Here is a 21,148-nt window from a genome sequence, read left to right on the forward strand (position 1 = left end):
GCCCACAATGCCCGTTTTTTCTGATGTATAATGATATCAAGTAAAAGTGGCTTTGAACAGATTTTTTTAAGAGAGAAACTATTAGAGACGGCAAACACCGTCTCTTTTAATATGCAAAGAAAGGAGCGAGCCTGATGGCTAAGGGAAAATATGAATATTGGCTAACACCAGAAGGCTTGTTGAAGCTGGAAGGGTGGGCAAGAGATGGCCTTACGGATAAACAGATTGCAGAGAATATTGGAGTAAGTGAAAGGACTTTCACAGGATGGAAAAAGAATTATCCTGCCATTTATTCCGTCCTAAAAAAGGGAAAAGAGGTTGTCGACCGTCAAGTTGAGAACGCATTGCTTAAAAGGGCATTGGGCTATACCTATGACGAAGTAACCATAGAAGGTGGTGTTGAGACGAAGAGAGTTACAAAAGAAGTAGCACCAGATACTACGGCGCAAATTTTCTGGCTTAAAAATCGCAAGCCGGAAGACTGGCGGGATAAACGGGAGATTACGACCAATGATAACGATCAGGTCATGGATTTCATAAAGGCTATGCGTAATGATTCAGCTAAGTAAAAAACAAATTGAGTATACGCAGAAAGCTAACCACCGATGGAATATAAAATCAGGCGCGGTGCGCTCGGGCAAGTCGTTTGTGGATATCGCGAACGTTATACCCGAACGGATTATCAGCCGAAAAGATAAAAGCGGGTTAGTAGTTATTGCCGGTGTGAGCAGGGATACGGTTGAGAGAAATGTTCTACAGCCTATGCGAGAGATTTACACCGCAAAGCGCGTAAGCCCTATAAACGTAAGCAAGAATACCGCAACGCTTTTCGGACAGGAAGTATATTGCCTGGGCGCTGAGAAAATAAACCAGGTAGCGAAGATACAGGGCGCAAGCATTAAATACTGCTACGGCGATGAAATAGCAAAATGGAACAAGGAATTTTTTGAGATGCTGAAATCTCGAATGGATAAGCCATATTCCTGCTTTGACGGGGCATGTAATCCGGAGTTTCCTACGCACTGGCTCAAGGAGTTTTTGGACTCAGACGCAGACATATATTTGCAGCACTACAGGATTTTCGACAATCCGTATCTTGACCCCGGTTTTGTGGAAAATCTGTGCAAGGAATATGACGGCACGATATATTATGACAGATATATCGAGGGCTTGTGGAAGAGAGCCGAGGGCGCGATATATAGGAAATTTGCGGACGCGCCGGATCGCTTCAAAGTCGTGCCTGATATCGGTAAGATAAGCAAAATCGTTGTCGGGGTAGACTTTGGGGGCAATAGCTCCGGCCATGCTTTCGTGGCGACGGGGTTTATTGGATACGGCAAGGTGATTCCGCTGATGTCACGGCGAATTATGCAGAAGGACTATCCTGAGCCAATTGACAGCAGCACGCTGGATAAGCTGGTATGCGAGTTTGTTGGCGCCATAGAAGAAAAATATGGCAAGGTGGATGAGCTTTACTGGGATAACGCCGAGACCGTACTCGGTAACACGATCAGAAACGCTGTAGAAAAGCACTTTACTCACGTTATCGTGAGACCGGCGAAGAAAATACGAATAAAAGATAGAATCGACTGCACCGTCAGACTTATGGGCGCGGGGCGTTTTTTTATTACAGAAGACTGCGAGAGCCTGTCAGGGGCGTTTCAGGAGGCCGTCTGGGACAGTAAGACCGACGAGAGGCTTGACGATGGCAGCAGCGATATAGATAGTCTGGATGCGTTTGAATACACAATCGAGCGCGACATCAGGTATCTAATTGAGTGAGGGCAGAGATGTTTGAAGGGATAAAGACATTTTGGAGGGCACTTAGAGCGATGTTTAGCACTACGGACATAAAGCGTATAGTTGGCGGAGACGTTGCGCTCACAGAAGAGCTTGTCGAGAGGATAGAGCTGTGGGATGCTATGCTGAACGGCAGAGCGCCATGGAACAATAGAGCCCCGTCTCTTGGTATAGAATCCGGCATATGCAGGGAGTTTGCCGACATTGCCATAAACGAGATGGAGGCAAAGGTTGATAATGAAAATCTTGATAAACTTTTTCGGAAGGCAATAAAGGATTTAAATGAGAATCTGCAAGAGGGAATCGCTCTTGGCTCCATGATAATAAAGCCGATGATGGGTGGCGCTGTAGAGTACGTATCGGCGAAAGATTTTATACCGATAAAGTTTGATGCGGACAGGCTGGTAGACTGCGTATTGATTGAGCGTAAAAAGCTGGAGGCGAATAAATATTTTTTCAGGACAGAGCGGCATACCCTTACAGATCAGGGCTTGCGAATCGAAAATAAAGCGTATTTCAGCGCAACGGCTGCGAACCTTGGAACGCAGACATACCTGACGGACATTCCGGAGTGGGCTGGATACCCAGAGGATATCACGTACCCCGGCATGGACAAAATGGACTTCGGTTTTTATAAAAACCCGATTAAAAACCGCGTAGATGAAACGGACTGCGGAGTATCAATCTATTCGGGCGCGGCAGTGGACAGAATACGCAAAGCAGACATTCAGGCGGCAAGGTATGACTGGGAGTATGAATCCGGGGAGCGCGCCATACATGTGGATGAAAGAGCTCTGAGAAGAGAACATAACGGCCGCGTCTATGTGGACAACTTAGACCGGCGCCTTTACCGGGGCTTGAATATAGATGCAGAAAAAGGCGACTTGTTCAAGGAATATTCGCCTGAGATGCGAGACGAAGCATTTAACCGCGGCCTTGAAAGCTACTACAGGCAGATAGAATTTATCGTCGGGTTGGCCTACGGCGATCTTTCCGACACACAGAATGTAGATAAGACCGCGACCGAGATAAGGGCTGCGAAGCAACGTAAATATAACAGAGTATCCGCGATTCAGGAGAACCTTAAAAACTGTTTGGAAGGTCTGGTCGACGCCATAGCATTTTACAACGGCTTATACACTACAGGATACAGCTTCTCGTGCTCGTTTAACGACTCGATTCTTACAGATGAAGAGGCAGAGAGAAACCAGGACAGGCAAGAAGTGTCTATGGGCGTTATGCGTCTTGACGAGTACAGGGCTAAGTGGTACGGCGAAGACCGGGAGACCGCACTCGCAAACCTCCCTGAGCAGTCAAACCCCATACTGGATAATATCGACATGAGGTAGATTGATGAGCTACAGGGATAAATACGCAGACGATATTGAGGGGCTGTTTTCCGAGCTTGAAAACCGGGTTATGGCGGATATCGTCAGGCGGATAAAGAAAGAAGGGCAAATAACGTCTACAGCGGATTATCAGGTGCGGAGGCTTCACGATATGGGTTATTCCTCAGACGAGATAGAAACACGCCTGAAAAGAGCCCTAAACGCCTCATACGGTGATATCTGGAAGCTCTATGACGATGTGGTGGAACAGGAGTATACGAGAAACAAGAAAATATACGAACAGATAAACGGCGAGTTTGTGCCGTACGATGAAAACGAACAACTGCAACAGCAGATCGAGGCCGCGAAGAAACAGGCGGGGAGAGATATTGAAAACATGACAAAGACTTTAGGCATAGTGGAAAGTGTCGGCGGACAAATGACATTCCTGCCGCTTACCGAATTTTACCGTAAAACGTTAAGCGCTGCGGTATTGGATATAGCTTCCGGGGCATTTGATTATAATTCAGTCTTGAAACGGACAGTAAACACGCTGGCAAATAGCGGCATACGAACAATAGACTACACAAGCGGATATACCAGCAGGCTTCCTGTTGCTGCAAGACGCGCGGTCATGACTGCCGTCTCCAAGATGGCGGGTGAAATATCCGAAATGAACGCGGAGAAACTGGGCACTGAATATTTTGAGGTCACATACCACAGTGGCGCAAGACCGAGCCATAGAAAATGGCAGGGTCGGGTGTACTCGAAAAGAGATCTTGTACGGGTTTGTGGTCTTGGTGATAAGACAGGACTCAAAGGAATAAATTGCTATCATGACTATTATCCGTTTATCCCTGGCGTGTCGAAAAGACAGTATTCTGACAAATGGCTCAGGGAGCAGGAAAAGCTCGAGAAGAAAAAGAAAACCTTTAAAGGCAAAGAGTATACACCGTATGACGCCAAACAGAAACAGAGGCGCATGGAGACGTCTATGCGAGCGCAACGACAGAAGGTCAGACTCCTTGAAGAAGGCGGGGCAGACCCGGACGACATCATAATAGCGAAGGCGAGATATCAAGGGCAGCTTCAGGAGTATAAGCAGTTTTCAAACGCGATGGGACTTAAAGCTCAGATGGAGAGAGTATATATTGATGGTTTAGGAAGAGTGGCATCAGGTGGTAAAATTCAAATAAATAGGAGTGCAAAAGTCTCAAAGCGTGGTATAATAAACCAAAGAGACTATGACGTACCCAAAGGCCTTGGCGCTGCGGCAAAGCGGTACGATGTTCGCTTATTGCAAGGCGGTAACGCAAGCATTAAAGAAGGTAGCAAGATCACGAAAATAAAGACCTTTGCGGGGAAGGGAACAGATAAAGAGATTCGCGACCGCTTTGATCTCGAAGCGCAATACGGTCACCCTGCCGATTCTTGGCAAAAGAATAGGGGTGAAGCCGTTGTTGTTCATAAAGGTAAGGAGCGAAAAGCTGAAATTCATTGGTACGAAGCAGAAGGCGAGAAGGTAAGAATGAAAGTAAAGAGGTACTTTGATGAAGGTTAAGTATATCGGTGAAGATGTTATGCCTCTGGATTTAATACCGGGAAAAACTTATGCGTGCTTAGGAAAAGAGTATGACATGTATAGGGTTATAGACGAGACCGGAGAGGATTATTTATACCCAGAGGAAGCGTTTGAAGTTTTAGAAGAATAGTTGGGGTAGAGGAATAAAGCAAGCGTTTATATAATCCACGGAACGTACTCGGCTGTCCTTCGGGCGCCGGGTCTTTTTATAAGATAACTGAGACCAGTCAAATATGGCTGGTCTTTTGTTATACAAAATTTGCTGATCTGCGGGCGTATGAGCGCAGAGCGCTGAGCCAAGAGATAGGCGTAAAAAATCGTAGGCGAGAAAGGAAACGAATGAAAAGAGAATTTTTAGAAGGGCTTGGACTGGAAAAGGAAGCTATCGACCAGATTATGGCTGAAAACGGCAAGGATATCGAAGCCGAAAAAGCAAAGGCGACAGCCGCCGAAGCTGACAGAGACAAGTATAAGGAGCAGCTTGATACCGCAACAGCGGAGCTTGAAAAGTTTAAGGACGTGGAGCCGGAAGAAATGCAGGCGACTATCGAAAAGCTACAGGCAGATATCAAGGCCAAAGACGAGGAGTACGCTGCTAAGGAGGCCGACCGCGTTTTCAGGGACGCGGTAAAAGAAGCGATATCGGCGGCCGGCGGCAGAAGTGATAAGGCTATAATGGCTATGCTCGACCTTGATACGCTTAAAGGCAGTAAGAACCAGAAGAATGATATCAAGGCCGCGCTTGAAGAGGTGAAGAAGGATAACGACTATCTCTTTAAGAGTAAGGAGCCGATAGATAATCCTAATCCTACAGGTCCGATAGGAGGAGGCGGCGGAGCCGGAGGAAGCTCGTCCGCGCTTAGGGCAGCAATGGGACTGCCAGAAGAAAATGGAGGTAAATAAATAATGGCAAACAGCATAACTTTAGCAAAAAATTATATCAGCCTGCTTGATGAGGTATATAAGAAGGCGTCGCTCACGTCTGTTCTGGATAGCGACGCGTCTACAGCAAGGCAGGGAGCAAACGCAAACGAGATCATGGTACCGAAGCTTTCCATGGATGGCCTTGCAGACTATTCCAGGAATGACGGTTATATCAAAGGCGACGTGACGTTCAACTGGGAAACTGTTAAATTCAACTACGACAGAGGTAGATTGTTTGAGGTTGACAGCATGGATGATGAGGAGACTGTACAGCTCGCTTTCGGAAGACTTGCGTCTGAGTTCGTAAGGACGAAAGTAGTACCGGAAGACGACGCATTCACGTTCGCTACTCTTGCCGGCATATCCGGGATATCTAAGGTTGCCACTGGGGCTACGCTTTCGGATGGCGCCGGAGTAATGGCGGCAATCAAAGCAGGCGTTGATACGATGGATGAGGACGAGGTACCGGATGAGAACAGATATCTGTTTATCACGCCGACGAACCTTTCCGCTATCAGGGCGATGGATACCACGAAGTCCAGGGAGCTGCTTGACGGATTTACGCAGATCGTGAAGGTGCCACAGAGCAGATTCTATACGGCGATCGACCTGTATGATGGCGCAGACCATACAAGCTCTGAGGGCGCCGATGAGACTATCGGCGGATACGTCAAGGCATCGACTGGTAAGGATATCAACTTCATGATAATCCACAAACCGGCCGTACTTAAATACTGGAAGCATACCGCGTCCAACATAATCACGCCGGAAGCTAATCAGAGGTCTGATGGGTATATCCAGAAGTACAGAAAGTATGGTCTGGTCGACGCCTATGAGAATAAGCTTGCCGGTATCTATCTGCACTATAAGGCGTAAGAGGTTCGGCATGGCGAAAAGGATAGGTCTAACTTTTGCGGAAAAACGCGCGTCGCGAGCCGGAAAGGCCGGCTCCCCGGCGCAGGTAAAACCGCAACCGGTAAAAGATAAAAAAGAAAAGAAAGACGAGCCGCGGGGGGTAACAAAATGAACAGGTATGCGGACTACGAGTATTATATAGATACCTATTGCGGGGATATGATAGAGGTACATTTTAATAGGCAGATCGTGAGAGTAAGTAGCTTTATAGATTATATCACCTTCGGACGTCTTGGCGGTCCAGAAGCAGCACCAGAGGAGGTAAAATACGCGGCCTGTGAGATGTGCGACGTCCTACAAGCTTACGAGGACGCAAAGGTCGAGGGAAGGGATGTGCAGTCCGTGAGTAATGCGGGGTACTCTGTAACTTTTGCCGGGTCCGCGGATACAGGCGGCGCGAATGCCGAGATGAACAGGATAGCGCAACGGTATATACCGGCACATCTGTTATCTATGTGTGTGTATGAGAAAGGGCGGCGGTTTGATGAGTGATACGCTTTTCGGCGATGTCGTTACACTGTACAACCATTATGACGGTAAATGGTATCGGACAGTCCTCACCGGCGTGCAATGGACAGAGAAGACGACGAAAACGGTTGACTCTGACGGAAAAATGCACGTTAATCCCGAAATCGGACTTACGGTACCATATCGCGCCGGATATGTACTGAAAAAAGAGTATGTAGGACGCGGGTTTACCTTTGGGCTTGACAATCTTGATGTTGTCGTACTTGGCTGCTGTGAGGCCGAGATAACAGACGATTACACAATAACGGACTTAAAGCGCGATTACGAAAGCGCCGCGACAATATACACCGTGTCGGACAATACTCTAAGACCGCTTTTAAAGCATTGGAGTGTGAGCGCGAAGTGAAAATAAAGATAAAAACAAAAGTACTGGTGAACGCTGCAAAGACAGCAAAGCAGCGGGGCCTTGGTATAGGCGGCAAGGCTCAGCAGTTTATAGATAGCGAAGTGCTGAGACTCTGCGAGCCAAATGTACCGAAACGGGGCAGCGAGTTGATACGGTCCGGCATTCGTTCGACGGTGATCGGGCAGGGGCAGGTAATTTACAACACCCCTTACGCCCGACGCTGGTATTACGAGCCCGCGGATTTTAGCGAAGCGCCTAAGCGCGGTAACTATTGGTTTGGCCGCATGATGAATGAAGGCGGCAGAGAGTCTATCCTGAAAGGCGCGGCGGCCGTATGTGGCGGAAAGGCAGGCAAATAATGAGCAAGATAAAAGGTCTTCTGGAGTGGTTCAAGACATGCCCGGAGATAGAGGACATTACCGAGATAGACGTGAGCCAGCTCGCGCCGGAGGACCCCGCGGCGGGGCTATACAAACAGCCCACGATAACGGTGCAGAAGCTCATCGACGGTAGCGAAATACGGACAGAGACGTATTATTTGCTGTTTCTGCGGCCTATGAATTTACGCACTGAGAGGGTCGATAACGAAGAGTACCTTGAGACTGTTGAGGATTGGATATGGGCGCAGGAGCTGGCGGAGAACTATCCGGATATCGGGTATCCGGTGCATAGCATAGACATGAGTAACGCATTCTACATGCTGTCCCGCACAGAGGATTCCGCGGCGTACCAATTCACAGTATCAATAACATATGAGAGAGGAGTAAAAAAATGATAAAGAAACATCAGATTGCGTTATTTTTCGATTCCGGAACGGAGCCGAGCTCCCCAACATGGAAGCGGATCAAGAAGTCGACGGAGCTGACGCTGTCATTTAATCCGGAAACAGAGGAATTTGATTATATAGCAGATGAAAACCCTACGACGGAGCTGACGAAATATGCGCCGTCGCTTGAACAGCCGCTCAAAATGTACGAGGACGAACCGGATTTCAAATTTTTCTGGGAGAAGTGCTATAATCTGCCGACCGGAACGAGCGCGAAGGTGCCTATGCTAATCGTGTTCATGTTTGGCGCAAGCGGTAGCGGCCCGGAAGCGGAGTATAAAGCATGGAAGGTAGACTGCATGGTAAGCTTCAACGAGATGAACGGCGTGGACAGCGAGCTCAATTTCGAACTGCTGTTCGGCGGTAATATCGACCGGGGAACGGTCACTGTGACGGGAAGCTCGCCGGACTATGTTCCGACATTTACGATAAGTACGCCCTGATTCGCCGGCCGAAGCCGGCCCGACAGAGACAGAAGTTGATGAACAAGAAGAAATGAGGGAGGATAGTACCGATGAACAAGTTTGAGTGGGAAGGCAAAGAGTATGAGCTTGCACCGAAAACGTTGAAGACCGTAAGAGTGATAGAGGCCGCGGAAAAGGCGCCCAGTATGATCGAATCCTACAGGAAGCAGTGGGAGCTGGTTAATGAGGCGCTGGGGGATAAGGTGGCGAAAGAAATCCTCGGCGCGCAGACCATAGAAAAGGTTGACGTGGTGCGGCTCACGTTGGTGTATAACGGCGTGATACTGGCGTACGAAAAGCCGCTTCGGGAAATGCGAAAAGCGCAGGAGACCGAACTGCTCGACAGTCCGGTATTTGACGCTGTGCGAGACACTGCGGAACAGGTAAAGATAATCGAAAACGCAGGGAAAAGCATAAAATGATAGATCTTAAAACGAAAGGGCTACCGAACGGTATTGAGATAGGCGGTACGCCCTTTTTGCTTGACACTGATTTCCGCGTATGGATGACGTTTCCTGAGCGTATAGGCCAGCTGAGAGACGGTGAGATTACCGGGTATCGCGGATTGTTCCTGGAACGGTACCCGACACCCGGCAAGGCGGTTATCGAGGCGTTGGGGCGGTTTTACAGGCCGCCGAGAGAGGTGCCGAGGGCAGAGGAAACAAGTGAGAGGCTATTAGATCTGGATATAGACGCGGACTATGTTTACGCCGCGTTTCAACAGGCCTACGGAATTGATCTGACGGAGGCCGATATGCATTGGCATAAATTCTCCGCGCTTCTCGCCGCCGTTCCGCAGGGGACTACACTGACCGATATAATCGGCTATCGAAGTTATAAGGGAAGCAGTAAAGATCCATTGCATAAAGAGCACATGAAGCTAAAGGGAATGTGGGCGCTCCCGCAACCGGTGAGCGACGACGAAAAAGAGGCGATAGAGGAGTTTAATAAGCTCTTCGGGTGAATAGATGGCAGACGGAAAAATTATATTTGAGACCCTGCTGGACGAGTCCGGACTGCTAAAAGGACTTGATGATGTAGAAGCGACCGCGGGGCAAAAATTAGGGGTTGTCGGTTCGGTGTTTGAGAAAACAGGCGGCATAATGACGAAGGCGTTTACAGGGCCAATCGTGGCCGCTGGTACAGCATTTATGGCGACCGCGGAAAAGACGCGAGAATATCGTACCGAGATGGGGAAGCTAGAAGCGGCATTTACGACTGCCGGGTTTTCGGCGGAAGCCGCCAAAGGCGCGTATGAAGACATTTACGCGGTGCTGGGCGAAGAAGATACGTCGGTTGAGGCGGCGAACCATTTGGCACAGCTTACGGACAATGAAAAGGAACTTGCGACCTGGACAGGTGATATTCTACCGGGTGTATTCGCCACATTCAGCGATTCATTACCGCTGGAGGGTCTGACGGAGGCCGCCAACGAGACGGCAAAAGTAGGGCAAGTCACAGGGCCGCTTGCCGACGCGTTAAACTGGGCCGGCGTGTCAGAAGACGAGTTTAATAAAAAACTGGCCGCTTGTTCTACAGAGCAGGAACGACAGGCCCTTATAACGGAAACGTTGAACGACCTGTACGGGGACGCGTCGGATAAATATAAAGAGCTCAACGGCGACGTAATGGACGCGCACAGGGCGCAGGCCAAACTGACGGACGCAATCGCCAAAATCGGAGCCGTAGCGGAGCCCATAATGACGTTGCTTAAAGACAAAGCGGCAGACCTCCTGACCGCACTGGCGGGGCTAATAGAGTATATAGCGGCCGCCCCGGGCTGGGTACAGGGTCTTGTACTGGGGTTCGCCGGACTTCTTGCGGCGGCGGGGCCGCTTCTTGTAATATTCGGTAAGCTTGCTACAGGGCTTGGGAATATTATGGATTTTACATCTCGTGTGCGGGCGTCGCTGGTTAAAAAGTCGGCGGCTATGGCCGCGGACACCGTGGCAACGACAGCCAATACCACCGCGACCGCCGCCAACACCACAGCGACGAATCTTGCTACAAAGGCGAAATCCGCGCTCAGCAAGGTTTTGACTGCGGGTAAATGGCTACTGCTTGGGGGAGCTATAGTCGGAGTGTCGGCGTTGCTGTTGGCGTTCGTCAAAGACAGCGACGCGGCGACAGCTATGGTGCAGAACTTCTCCGGGAAAATCGTTGAGATGGCGGGGAAGTTTGCGGATATGTTGCCACAGATTATAGAGGCAATCTCAGCCGCGCTACCGACGATTATAAACGCCGGAGTCGAAATTCTGACAGCGCTATTGCAGGGAATCACGCAAGCGTTGCCGCAGATCGTAGCGGTGATACCACAAATACTTAACGCAATAATTACCGCTATAACGGAGAATCTGCCTATGCTCATCGAGGCGGCGATTCAGATTATTATGGCGTTGGTACAGGGGCTTGTGCAGGCGTTGCCTATGCTGGTAGCCGCAATACCGCAGATAATCACCGCTATCATAAACGCTATAACAACAAATCTGCCGATGATAATCAACTCTGCGGTTCAGATTATTATGGCATTGATACAGGGGTTCATACAGGCGTTGCCGACACTGATCGCCGCGATACCGCAGATAATAACGGCGATAATTACCGGGATAACGCAGAATCTGCCCGCTATCATAAGCGGAGCCGTGCAAATCATTGTGGCATTGATACAAGGATTGATTCAGGCCATACCACAGCTGATTGCCGCACTGCCACAGATAATCATGGCTATCGTAAACGGTTTGATATCAATGCTTGGCCAGATTTTCAGCGTCGGCGTGCAGATTTTGAAAAAGCTGTGGGACGGTATATCAAGTTGGGTAGGCTCCCTGGGGTCGAAGGTAGTGTCGTTTGCGAAGTCTCTGCCAGGGAAAATCAAAAGCGGCATAGGATCGTTGGTATCCGTCGGCAAGGACTGGGTAAAGGGTCTGTGGAACGGTATAAAAAACGTGACGGGCTGGATAGTCGATAAGATCAAAGGGTTCGGGCGTTCCTGTTTGAACGCCATAAAGGATTTCTTCGGTATACATTCGCCATCTCGTGTCATGGATAAGATCATCGGTCGAAATCTGGTTTATGGTCTGGCTGATGGAATTACCTCCCAGACGAAATTGGCGGTAAAAGCCGCCCGAAAGCAGATGATGGCGGTACAGGACGCCTATTCAGCGGCGGAATTGGCGATTACCCCCGACTGGAAACCGCCGGAAGCGCGGATTTACGATGCGAGGTTTTCCGGAGGAGCCGCGTTTGCAGCTTCAGCTCCGGCTGCTCCTGGCGCCATAAATCAAACGGTAAATATCTATCAGCCGGTTGAAACGCCACACGAGACGGCCAGAGCTATAAAAAATATAGCGACATTCGGACTTGCGGGCGCGGGAGGTGTAGTGTAAATGGCTAAAATTGTAAGAGTCGTCGCAAAGCGAAGCGATGGGCAGGTTTTTTCATATGAGAACGCCGATTGGAGGATAATAAGCATTGAGGGTATAGATTTCCCAACGATGGAAGTCTTTACAAAAGAAAGAGGATTTGGAAACGGAGATATAATAACCGGCAAGCGGAAAGGTAGCAGGGATGTAGATATTGTCGCCCGAAGCCAAAACAGTGCGACTAATGAATATGACAGGACTATGGCACTTGCGTTTCATAATGCCAATCATGTGTATGACTTGGAATTTACATATATGGGAAATACGCGCATTGCAAAAAACTGTGTAATAACCGGAGCGAAGTGCGAAGCGGAAACGGTATATCGAAATCAAGAAATTACAGTGAGCTTTAAAGCCCCCGATGCCGACCTGTACGCTGATTTACAGACGCAGACAAACTTTGTAGCCACGACTCCGTTGTGGCATGTCACAAGAGCTTATCCACTGGGTGGAAGCCTTCCATTTGACAGCATGGAAAAGGCTATTATAAAAACGGTGAATTACCTCGGAAGTGAGCCTGCGCCGATAATAGCGACGCTTAAAGCAAAAGGGCTAGTAAATGGCGTGATCGCCCGAGTAGGCACGGTGACCATAACCGTTGACGTACAGCTCACAAGCGGCGATACGATCGTCATCGATGCGGAAAACAAGCTCGTAACGCTCAACGGTGAGAGGGTGTCAGAGAGTCTGTACAATTATCTGGACCTACCGAGCCTTGCGCTCCAGTATGGGGACAACGATGTTCAGGTTTCCGCAGAAGACGAGAATAACTTGGCTTTTGACGCCCGAATGGATTACACAGGAAGATACGGAGGATTGTAATGGTTTTAGTGTTCGATAAATTCGGGAAACCGCTCGGTACAATAGATTTCATAGAACTGCAATGGTCACGAAAATACCTTGAGTGCGGGTCCTTTGTCCTTTATCTTACGGCAGATGCTTATATGCCGGATATGAAATACGTAAAGTATAACGACCGGCCAGAAACTGGTCTTGTACAAAAGGTTGAATATGAAGAAAAGGTCTCTGGTAAATTTATAACTGTGTCTGGGTTTTTCGTTGATAAAGTATTGGATTGGGGCGCGGTAGCGTTCGCGTTCAATTTCGAAGAGGGATGGAACGTTGAAAAAATGTTGAAAGAGTATATGTGTAGCGCCCTGAATCTAAACTTTGATACAGGAGAAATAGAAAGAGGCGTGATGGACACCGGAAAGCGTGTAGTGCGTAAGCTTGAGTTTGATGCAGACAGTGCGTTCCCGACGGCGATAAGCAACGCCGTACCGGCCGGGCAAGCTCTTGGGCAAGCACTTTACAATATACTCTCTGGCGATAATTGGAGTTACACTTGTACGCCTGTATATTACACAGATGAAAGCAAGCCGCTTTTGGGGCTTACGGTAAACTTCTGGAAAGGTCAGGATTTGCGAAACACCGTGAGATTCTCAGATTCCCTTAATAACGTGAGCCGCGTTAATTATACATATGATGAATCCGGAGAGTTTAGTCGGTATATGATCTTACAGGCGCTTCCGGAAGGTACAAGCGCCATAGACTGGCCGACTGATTATGGGGTCGTGACGGGCTGGATAGAAGAAGGAAAACTAAAATCATACTTTCAGACATATTACGAATATGATGGAAACCGGCCTCAAGATATGGGCCTGACGAAGCCGGAAAAAGTGTTTTTCTCGCAAATTGATGGGATAGATTTGGTTCCGGCCAACGCCGAAGTTCTCTCAAACAAGATGAAAGCTGCGGCGCAGGTAGATATGTTGAGTAACTACAAAGTGGAGAGTATTGCGGCAGAGGTTCTTCAGGAGCGGTTTTTTTACCGGAAAGACTACGACCTGGGCGACATCTGTACGGTATCAATCGACGCTATTCGACAGATGTATACAGCGAGAATTATAGAGGTGGACGAAGTTTATAGCAGTAATAAATTAGATGTAACGGTAGTGCTTGGCACACCGCAAAAACAGAAATGGAGGGCGATGTAAATGGCGGAAATAAGTTATCCGTTCGAATCGCAGAATACAGGGACCGCTGACGCGCCCGTATACGACAGAGCGATAACGGCAGACAACGAGAGGACGTTTAATAAATTGCGGTACCTCAATGGCGTTTTTCAAACGCCGACAAATTCATTACAGGTGACTGCGCCCGGCGGATTTGTGACCTCTGTTGCGCCCGGCGGCGCGCATATAGAGGGAGCGTTATATAATTCGGACGCAGCAAAGACATTCACACACACGACGCCCGATGCGCAGTATGACCGTATAGATAGAATAGTGATCAGGTTCGACACAGCTATGGATGCACGTAACATTGGAATATATAAGCTGCAAGGGACCCCGGCAGCAAGCCCGCAGCCGCCGGCGCTCACCCAGGAGCCTAACTATTTTGAGCTGGCCCTGGCGGATGTTCGAGTGCGGAAGGGGTCAGACGAGATCACAAACGCAGATGTCACCGACCAGAGATTAAACAGCGATCTTTGCGGGCTGGTCGTTCCGGCGATACCTACGCCGTTGAATCTGACCGATATTTTCAACCAGTATCAATCCAGCTTAGAGCAGTATATGGATCTTGTGACCTCGGCGATAGACGACACGACGGCGGGTAATCTGCAAAATCAGATAAACGAGAAGGCTGACATGGTGCACGAGCACAGCGCAGTGGATATAACATCTGGGGCCCTGCCGGTGATGTATGGCGGCACCGGGGCGGACAAGGCAAAAGAGGCGCGTCTAAATCTCGGAGCGGTTGGGATGGATGACGTTTATCCGGTGGGCAGTATATACTTGTCGTATAATAGCACGTCGCCTGCTACTCTTTTCGGAGGAAGCTGGACGAGGATATCTTCCCGGTTTTTATACGCGGCGGCAAGCGCAAGCGAAATCGGTAACACCGGAGGCGCCGCTACGGTAACGCTGACAACGGCGCAAATACCGTCGCATACACACGCGGTCAAGGGTACGAGCGCAGAAGTGAGTGGCTCTGCGGGTGCAGTTTGTGAGACTTGGCCCGATAAGACAAATAACAGAAATGGTGTTACTTTAGCGACCGGAGGCGGGGGCGCGCATGAGAATATGCCTCCGTATTTATCTGTGTACATGTGGAGACGGACCGCATAGAAAGGAGAGAGCACAATGAGGCGAGGCACAACTCCGACCATCCTTCTTACGGTGACAGGATTATCTGAGATTGTAGTAAATAAAGCATATCTGACTATAAAGCAGCGGAGCCGGAAAGTAGAAAAGGGATTATCGGAACTGGATATCTCGGGCGACGAGATACGGGCGGAGCTAACGCAAGAAGAAACACTATCGTTCATGGCGGAAGACGACGTAGAAATACAGTTGCGCGTGCTATCTCGAACCGGTACCGCCTACGCTACGAATATAATAACTGAGCCCGTGGGGGCAATATTAAAAGATGGAGTGATAGGCGATGGTAAATCTGAAAATTGAGAGCGTGCGTATCACAGAAGACTTAACGCTCGAAGGTAAAACAACAGGCACCCTGGATTTGACTGAGGACGGGAAGATATATGTCGAACAGACGGGCGAAGTTGACAACGAGCTATCTGAGACCAGTAAAAACCCTGTGCAAAACAAAGTCGTGACTGCAGCCCTGAACGGCAAGGTTGACATCGCGCAACCGGCCAACACCATTTTGGCGACGGGACCGCCCGGCCAGGCGCAGGCTATGGCATTGGGAAACGCCCTGCAAATCGACGGGCAGAGCGTGAGCGTGAAAACCGTAAACGAGATGGAGGACAGTCCGTTGCCAATGTCGGCCGCAGGTGTGCACGTTATAGTGGGTAACATAGATGCCTTATTAAAAACCATATAAGAAGGAGGTAACAAGTGAGCATCCAAACTGAAATAACCAGAATCCAGACTGCCCGGGACACGATAAGAGCCAAAGCCATCGAGCTGGGGATCGGCGGAAATACGGATAAATTAGACGCCCTGGCAACGGAAATTGACGGCATAGTAGATAATGGCGCGGTTTCTGCGGACGTAAAGGAAGGGGAAACCTACACGATCCCAAAAGGATACCACAACGGGTCCGGAACGGTTTCCGGCGTTGCGGGTGGTGGAAATTACAAATTGCAGTCTAAGGCCGCTACGCCAACAAAAAGCCAGCAGAATATAACGCCGGACGAGGGGTATTACGGCCTGTCCGATGTAACTGTTGGAGCAATTCCCGATACCTATCAGGACGTTTCCAGCGTAACGGCGACCGCTGCGGATGTTCTGGCCAATAAAGTAATAGTTGGAACTAACGGCGATCTGATAACCGGTACCATGTCGAACAACGGCGCTATAAATGCGGAAATAAACGGCCTGACAGCAACGTCGTATCAGGTCGCTGCTGGATATACAACCGGCGGTACGGTAACCTTGTCCGATGATATAGAAACAGCGCTGGCAGCCATATAGGAGGGCGCCTATGAGTATACAATCTGAGATAAACAGGATAAGCGGCAACATCGACGCCGCTTTTTCTGCTATTGAAGCCCAAGGGACACCAGTTCCAGAGGGCTCGAACAGTAATGACCTAGCGGCGCTGATTGCACAGGCTGGAGACTTGTCCGAGCGGGCGGTATTGTTGGAGCCGCAGAACGTTTTCAATGGTGGGGAGGATTTGAACGATTTTAAGATGTGCGGTAACTGGCTTTGTACAAACGATGTGATAGCGACGTCCCTTAAAAATTGTCCAGAAGGCCTTACCGATGTAGCTTCTGGCATCGGTGGTTTTCAGCTGCGGGTGCTGGCAACTACGAACAGCGTCAAGGTCCAGGAACTAATCCCGTTTTCCGGTCAGCGTTGGCACCGGTATTATAATGGTGATACATGGTCGGAATGGACAAAAGATTACAACGCGGCCGATACGATACCAATAACCAACGGTGGAACCGGGGCGCGAAATGCCGCCGCTGCGCGTGCCAATATAGGCGCATGTAGTCTCGACGATGTATACCCGGTTGGGAGTATATACTTCGCGTATAACCACACTTCTCCGGCATCAATCTTCGGGGGAAGCTGGACGAGGATATCATCGAGATTTCTTTATGGCGTAACAGCCAGCCAAACTATAGGTAGTACAGGTGGTGAAGCAGAACATTTGCTGACAAGCGCCGAGATGCCGTCTCATTCGCATACTTTTACTGGAACCGCGACAAGCGCTGGGGCGCATACTCACACTGTATCCGGAACAGCGGCAAGCGCCGGGTCACATAACCATAGTGTTCCTAATACCTCTAACGGTATAAACGGTTCGGCAGTGCGAGCAGAAAGTTGGGCGAACGCTTCGGACTCAGGGAGAACACTGAGCACCGGACTGGCGGGCGTGCATACACATGATGTTTCTGGTACTGCAACGAGCAAAGGTGCGCATACGCATACAGTCACCGGAAATATTGGAAACGCCGGCAGTGATGCTGCGCATAATAATATGCCACCCTACATAAACGTATCAATCTGGCGAAGGACAGGCTAAGAGGTGAGAAAATGAACGAAATTAAACAGGCGATGCATGAGGGCGTAAACAGTTACAATGCAGAAAATCATGAAAGCAACCTGCAATTAGCAAGGAGCGCGGGCCTTCGTGCAGCGATAGCGATTCAAGCGGAGGCCTCAAGATTAGACGGCACTGCATTAATTGAAAAAGAGTCAGATATCCCAGATTTCGACCCGGATAAGCAATATCTAAATTGGCCTTCGGGTTCTGTGGTTTGCGATGATAACCAGGTTTGGACGCTTATACAGCCGTACGATAGCGTTACAAACAGGCAAAGACCAGGCGAGGCTAGAGATCGTTGGGGACTGGCACATACAAAAGACCCAACCAAAGCAAAGCCATACGTGGCACCGTGCGGAACATCGGGCGTATATATGAAAGACGAATGTTGCATAGAAAATGATGTGGTCTATAGATCGATTATAGATGATAATATTTGGGCGCCGTCGACCTATCCTGCAGGATGGGAAGAAGTAGGTATTTAAAGGAGATTAATTATGAGAATATTGGATGAACAGGGACACGAATTACAAGAGCAGGAAATCGACTATAATACGGGATACGTAGAAAAGGAAAAAATCCTGGTGGCGCGGCACAAAGCCGTTGAAGGTGTAGAGGAAAAAGGGCACTGGGAAACGGTGGCCGAATACGCGAACGGAGGAAAGGACGTCGAATGGGTCGTCGATGTCCCTGGAGTTGAAGAAAAAGATGCGTGGGATGAGTATGAAGATATACTGCGGTTCAAGGTGTTTTCAGCAGAAGAACTGGCACAGGCGGAAATAACCGCGCTAAAGCAGAAACTATCAGATACAGATTATATTGCTATAAAGATAGCCGAGGGAGTGTCTACCTGGGAAGAATACCCGGAGATGAAGGTGCAGAGGCAAGCATGGCGAGATGAGATAAATCGCTTGGAGGCGACATCATGAAAAAGCTGATAATATCGGTCATCACTGCGTCAATCGCCGTAGTGGTTTGTACGGCGTATTTCATTTCCAGCGCAAAGCCTAAAACGCCTAAGCCTGTAGATTACACGGTATATGTATACCCAGACGGACATGCACAGATAAATGTGGACAGTATAAATAAAATAATACAAACGCATGAAGATATTATGGCAGATAACATGGAGTTGAAGGCAGGAACTATAATTCTACCCGGAAATGGAAACGAAATATATTATGATTACCCACGGAAAGACACAGTAATTATAGAAGGTGAATAATATGAAAATAAAATGGAAATTAAGACTGCAGAATAAGGCCACATTGATTGCATTGTCAACAGCGATAATAGCATTTATATATCAGATATTGGGGTTAATTGGCATAACGCCAAGCATAAGTGAATCTCAGATAGTAGAATGCGCCGGTATGCTGATAAATATATTGGCTATGCTGGGGATTGTTATTGATCCGACAACAGCAGGTGTAAATGACAGTGCGCAGGCGTTAAAATATGATGAACCTAAAGGAGGAAAAATAAATGGCTAAGATATATTTAGATCCGGGCCATGGCGGAAGCGATCCCGGAGCAGTGAAATATTTAAATGAAAGAGACGTTAATTTGGTAATGGCATTGGCGTGCAGAGATTACTTGCAAGCAAATGGAGTGATAGTAAAAATGTCCAGAACCAGTAATGAGACAAACACCAGTATTAATAGTATGGCAAAGGAAGCTAATAGTTGGGAAGCAGATTATGTTGTATCCATTCACAATAATGCCGGCGGTGGTGATGGCTTTGAGGTTTACCATACCATAAACGGTGGCAAGGGTAAAGCTCTTGCAAAAAATATTGAAACAGAAGTAAAAAAGATCGGACAAAATAGCAGAGGACTAAAAACCAAGAAAGGCAGTAATGGTGATTATTTTGGAATGATCAGATTGACAAAGGCTCCTGCGGTTATCTGCGAAGGCGTATTTGTAGACAATGCTACAGATGTAGAGATCGCAGATACTACAGCAGAACAAAAGGCGTTTGGTTATGCGTATGCAAGAGGGATATTGAAAACATTGGGGATTACGGATAATGGAATGGAGGACACAGAGCAGCATTCGGGAAGCTATCTCGTAAAGGTTACTGCCAAAGACCTATATATCAGAAAAGGTCCGGGAACAAACTACGAAAATAAAGGATTTATCAAACCGGGAGTTTATACTATAGTAGAAACACAGGGCAATTGGGGCAAGTTAAAATCCGGAGCTGGATGGATATGTCTGGATTATGCTAAAAAAATATAAAGGTGACAGAAATGGACTGGCAGATGTTAATGGCTATAGGGGGCGGCATTGTTCTTTTGGGCAATGTCGCCTCTGTTGTTAAAAATATTGTTTCCCCGGGTTTCCGGTTGAAAGATATGGTGGACAGGAACAGGGAAGCTATAGACCGCCTAAAACGGCATGAGCAGAATGATTTTCAGGCTCTGGAAGAGATACGCAATATGAATAGAACTCAGTGTGTTGTGATGATACAAATGCTTAATCATTTAATAGATGGTAATCACGTTGAAAAAATGAAAGAAACTCGAAAAAAATTACAAGATTTGTTAGCAGATATAGAAAAATAACAGTTAATCTATAAAAAATTTTTCTTATGCATTTATAGTATTTAATATATTAAAAACATATCTTAGAGTGCTGAAGTTTTAAAAGGAAATTCTTTTGTATAAAAATTTCATCTATAAATTAATTTTTTAGATCCTGTATCAATATGTCGGTACGAATGCCGATATGTTGGTATTTACGCAGGCTTGAGGCAGAAATTATGCTTAAAGGAAAGGAGTACACTATGAAAATCCAGGAAAATATTAAATGCAATTTAAGATCTATAATGAAAAAGAGAAATTTATCTTTAACTGAATTTGCTGAAGATCTGGGAATTGCCAGATCTTCGTTGCAGCGTTATTTGGATGGAAACTCAAATCCACGTGCAGATACTATACAGCTTTTTGCTGACAGATTAAATATTCCTGTGGAAATTTTGGTTGGAGGCTTTAAGCCTGAATATGCGAAAACTATTGATGATCTTCCTGAACTACTTGTAGATCTCCATTCTCATTTAAAGAGTATGTCTGAAGTTTCTTATAAGTTGCATCTAACTTGCGATGCCTTGGACGAAATATTATTCGGTGATTCTGATGAAGATTAATTTATTATGGATGTTGGAAATTATGAGATAGACTCTATATTATATTGGCGAGAGATTTTTTCCTACATTATATATAGTATAATTACCTATGCTTTTAGTTGGCAAAGAAGCAGAGCGGTACCGGAAGAAACAACAAGAGTTCGACTAAACTCTTGCTTGTTCCACCATGAATTTAAGATGCAGAACGTTGTTTTGCAGAAAAATTGCGTAGACGTATTTGTGAAAAGAGGATGTTCGCTGAGAGCATCCTTCTTTCGTTTTAAGATCAAAGTCAAATATCTGTTAAATATCGATATGCCGTGATATAATAAATATATTTATTATACAAAAAGGAAATGA

General features: G+C 47.6%; 30 protein-coding genes. All 30 read left to right on the plus strand.

Going from position 1 to position 21,148, the window contains the following annotated elements; all coding sequences use genetic code 11:
• The first annotated feature begins 134 nt into the window (after nucleotides 1-134).
• The 30 genes from H8692_RS05575 to H8692_RS05720 all read left to right on the plus strand — a co-directional run bounded on the left by H8692_RS05575 (nucleotide 135) and on the right by H8692_RS05720 (nucleotide 20,809).
• Nucleotides 135-569: a helix-turn-helix domain-containing protein gene (locus tag H8692_RS05575; protein ID WP_187525190.1), complete on the plus strand. Its 435-nt coding sequence runs from the start codon at nucleotides 135-137 to the stop codon at nucleotides 567-569.
• Nucleotides 553-1,782, plus strand: a complete 1,230-nt coding sequence (locus H8692_RS05580) for a PBSX family phage terminase large subunit (protein ID WP_207722960.1) — start codon at nucleotides 553-555, stop codon at nucleotides 1,780-1,782. The genes H8692_RS05575 and H8692_RS05580 overlap by 17 nt, the downstream gene beginning before the upstream one ends.
• A gap of 8 nt (nucleotides 1,783-1,790) precedes the next feature.
• Nucleotides 1,791-3,149 (plus strand): phage capsid protein, encoded by a 1,359-nt coding sequence (locus H8692_RS05585; RefSeq protein WP_187525191.1) that lies wholly within the window; start codon nucleotides 1,791-1,793, stop codon nucleotides 3,147-3,149.
• 4 nt (nucleotides 3,150-3,153) lie between these two features.
• Entirely contained in the window at nucleotides 3,154-4,689 is a 1,536-nt protein-coding gene (locus H8692_RS05590; RefSeq protein WP_187525192.1) for a phage minor capsid protein, read from the plus strand.
• On the plus strand, nucleotides 4,679-4,840 hold the full coding sequence (locus H8692_RS05595) for a hypothetical protein (RefSeq protein WP_187525193.1): 162 nt from the start codon (nucleotides 4,679-4,681) through the stop codon (nucleotides 4,838-4,840). The genes H8692_RS05590 and H8692_RS05595 overlap by 11 nt, the downstream gene beginning before the upstream one ends.
• Nucleotides 4,841-5,049: 209 nt before the next feature.
• Complete coding sequence (locus H8692_RS05600; protein ID WP_187525194.1) at nucleotides 5,050-5,613, plus strand: phage scaffolding protein; 564 nt, start codon at nucleotides 5,050-5,052, stop codon at nucleotides 5,611-5,613.
• 3 nt (nucleotides 5,614-5,616) lie between these two features.
• A complete protein-coding gene (locus tag H8692_RS05605) occupies nucleotides 5,617-6,510 on the plus strand; it encodes a hypothetical protein (RefSeq protein ID WP_187525195.1) in 894 nt (297 codons plus the stop codon).
• Between the two features lie 10 nt (nucleotides 6,511-6,520).
• Nucleotides 6,521-6,661, plus strand: coding sequence for a hypothetical protein (locus tag H8692_RS05610; protein ID WP_187525196.1), 141 nt, complete (start codon nucleotides 6,521-6,523; stop codon nucleotides 6,659-6,661).
• Nucleotides 6,658-7,041 carry a head-tail connector protein gene (locus tag H8692_RS05615; protein WP_187525197.1) on the plus strand — a complete coding sequence of 128 codons (384 nt, stop codon included), beginning with the start codon at nucleotides 6,658-6,660 and terminating at the stop codon, nucleotides 7,039-7,041. The genes H8692_RS05610 and H8692_RS05615 overlap by 4 nt, the downstream gene beginning before the upstream one ends.
• A 73-nt stretch (nucleotides 7,042-7,114) precedes the next feature.
• Complete coding sequence (locus tag H8692_RS05620) at nucleotides 7,115-7,423, plus strand: hypothetical protein (protein WP_187525198.1); 309 nt, start codon at nucleotides 7,115-7,117, stop codon at nucleotides 7,421-7,423.
• Nucleotides 7,420-7,782 (plus strand): capsid protein, encoded by a 363-nt coding sequence (locus H8692_RS05625; RefSeq protein WP_207722961.1) that lies wholly within the window; start codon nucleotides 7,420-7,422, stop codon nucleotides 7,780-7,782. Before H8692_RS05620 ends, H8692_RS05625 begins: the two co-directional genes overlap by 4 nt.
• Complete coding sequence (locus H8692_RS05630; RefSeq protein WP_187525199.1) at nucleotides 7,782-8,198, plus strand: hypothetical protein; 417 nt, start codon at nucleotides 7,782-7,784, stop codon at nucleotides 8,196-8,198. Before H8692_RS05625 ends, H8692_RS05630 begins: the two co-directional genes overlap by 1 nt.
• Nucleotides 8,195-8,692, plus strand: a complete 498-nt coding sequence (locus H8692_RS05635) for a hypothetical protein (RefSeq protein ID WP_187525200.1) — start codon at nucleotides 8,195-8,197, stop codon at nucleotides 8,690-8,692. Before H8692_RS05630 ends, H8692_RS05635 begins: the two co-directional genes overlap by 4 nt.
• Before the next feature lie 71 nt (nucleotides 8,693-8,763).
• Nucleotides 8,764-9,135, plus strand: a complete 372-nt coding sequence (locus H8692_RS05640; RefSeq protein WP_187525201.1) for a hypothetical protein — start codon at nucleotides 8,764-8,766, stop codon at nucleotides 9,133-9,135.
• Complete coding sequence (locus H8692_RS05645) at nucleotides 9,132-9,677, plus strand: Gp15 family bacteriophage protein (protein ID WP_187525202.1); 546 nt, start codon at nucleotides 9,132-9,134, stop codon at nucleotides 9,675-9,677. Before H8692_RS05640 ends, H8692_RS05645 begins: the two co-directional genes overlap by 4 nt.
• A gap of 4 nt (nucleotides 9,678-9,681) precedes the next feature.
• Nucleotides 9,682-12,099 carry a phage tail protein gene (locus H8692_RS05650; RefSeq protein ID WP_187525203.1) on the plus strand — a complete coding sequence of 806 codons (2,418 nt, stop codon included), beginning with the start codon at nucleotides 9,682-9,684 and terminating at the stop codon, nucleotides 12,097-12,099.
• The gene (locus H8692_RS05655; protein WP_187525204.1) at nucleotides 12,100-12,957 is read left to right on the plus strand and encodes a phage distal tail protein; all 858 of its coding nucleotides are present in this window, start codon (nucleotides 12,100-12,102) and stop codon (nucleotides 12,955-12,957) included.
• On the plus strand, nucleotides 12,957-14,132 hold the full coding sequence (locus tag H8692_RS05660; protein WP_187525205.1) for a Gp37-like protein: 1,176 nt from the start codon (nucleotides 12,957-12,959) through the stop codon (nucleotides 14,130-14,132). Before H8692_RS05655 ends, H8692_RS05660 begins: the two co-directional genes overlap by 1 nt.
• 654 nt (nucleotides 14,133-14,786) lie before the next feature.
• Nucleotides 14,787-15,266 (plus strand): phage baseplate protein, encoded by a 480-nt coding sequence (locus H8692_RS05665; protein ID WP_187525206.1) that lies wholly within the window; start codon nucleotides 14,787-14,789, stop codon nucleotides 15,264-15,266.
• 15 nt (nucleotides 15,267-15,281) lie between these two features.
• Nucleotides 15,282-15,602: a hypothetical protein gene (locus H8692_RS05670; protein WP_187525207.1), complete on the plus strand. Its 321-nt coding sequence runs from the start codon at nucleotides 15,282-15,284 to the stop codon at nucleotides 15,600-15,602.
• Nucleotides 15,583-15,987: a hypothetical protein gene (locus tag H8692_RS05675; protein WP_187525208.1), complete on the plus strand. Its 405-nt coding sequence runs from the start codon at nucleotides 15,583-15,585 to the stop codon at nucleotides 15,985-15,987. Before H8692_RS05670 ends, H8692_RS05675 begins: the two co-directional genes overlap by 20 nt.
• Before the next feature lie 14 nt (nucleotides 15,988-16,001).
• On the plus strand, nucleotides 16,002-16,580 hold the full coding sequence (locus H8692_RS05680; RefSeq protein ID WP_187525209.1) for a hypothetical protein: 579 nt from the start codon (nucleotides 16,002-16,004) through the stop codon (nucleotides 16,578-16,580).
• 10 nt (nucleotides 16,581-16,590) lie between these two features.
• On the plus strand, nucleotides 16,591-17,640 hold the full coding sequence (locus tag H8692_RS05685; protein ID WP_187525210.1) for a phage baseplate protein: 1,050 nt from the start codon (nucleotides 16,591-16,593) through the stop codon (nucleotides 17,638-17,640).
• Between the two features lie 11 nt (nucleotides 17,641-17,651).
• A complete protein-coding gene (locus H8692_RS05690; RefSeq protein ID WP_187525211.1) occupies nucleotides 17,652-18,146 on the plus strand; it encodes a hypothetical protein in 495 nt (164 codons plus the stop codon).
• A gap of 12 nt (nucleotides 18,147-18,158) precedes the next feature.
• A complete protein-coding gene (locus H8692_RS05695; protein WP_187525212.1) occupies nucleotides 18,159-18,590 on the plus strand; it encodes a hypothetical protein in 432 nt (143 codons plus the stop codon).
• The gene (locus H8692_RS05700) at nucleotides 18,587-18,886 is read left to right on the plus strand and encodes a hypothetical protein (RefSeq protein ID WP_187525213.1); all 300 of its coding nucleotides are present in this window, start codon (nucleotides 18,587-18,589) and stop codon (nucleotides 18,884-18,886) included. Before H8692_RS05695 ends, H8692_RS05700 begins: the two co-directional genes overlap by 4 nt.
• A 1-nt stretch (nucleotide 18,887) precedes the next feature.
• Nucleotides 18,888-19,154, plus strand: coding sequence for a phage holin (locus tag H8692_RS05705; protein WP_187525214.1), 267 nt, complete (start codon nucleotides 18,888-18,890; stop codon nucleotides 19,152-19,154).
• On the plus strand, nucleotides 19,147-19,902 hold the full coding sequence (locus H8692_RS05710) for an N-acetylmuramoyl-L-alanine amidase (RefSeq protein ID WP_187525215.1): 756 nt from the start codon (nucleotides 19,147-19,149) through the stop codon (nucleotides 19,900-19,902). The genes H8692_RS05705 and H8692_RS05710 overlap by 8 nt, the downstream gene beginning before the upstream one ends.
• An 11-nt stretch (nucleotides 19,903-19,913) precedes the next feature.
• Nucleotides 19,914-20,228: a hypothetical protein gene (locus tag H8692_RS05715; protein WP_187525216.1), complete on the plus strand. Its 315-nt coding sequence runs from the start codon at nucleotides 19,914-19,916 to the stop codon at nucleotides 20,226-20,228.
• 221 nt (nucleotides 20,229-20,449) lie between these two features.
• The gene (locus tag H8692_RS05720; RefSeq protein WP_187525217.1) at nucleotides 20,450-20,809 is read left to right on the plus strand and encodes a helix-turn-helix domain-containing protein; all 360 of its coding nucleotides are present in this window, start codon (nucleotides 20,450-20,452) and stop codon (nucleotides 20,807-20,809) included.
• Nucleotides 20,810-21,148: the final 339 nt, after the last annotated feature.

It is taken from the genome of Lentihominibacter hominis (genome assembly GCF_014385065.1).
Taxonomy (GTDB): domain Bacteria; phylum Bacillota; class Clostridia; order Peptostreptococcales; family Anaerovoracaceae; genus Lentihominibacter; species Lentihominibacter hominis.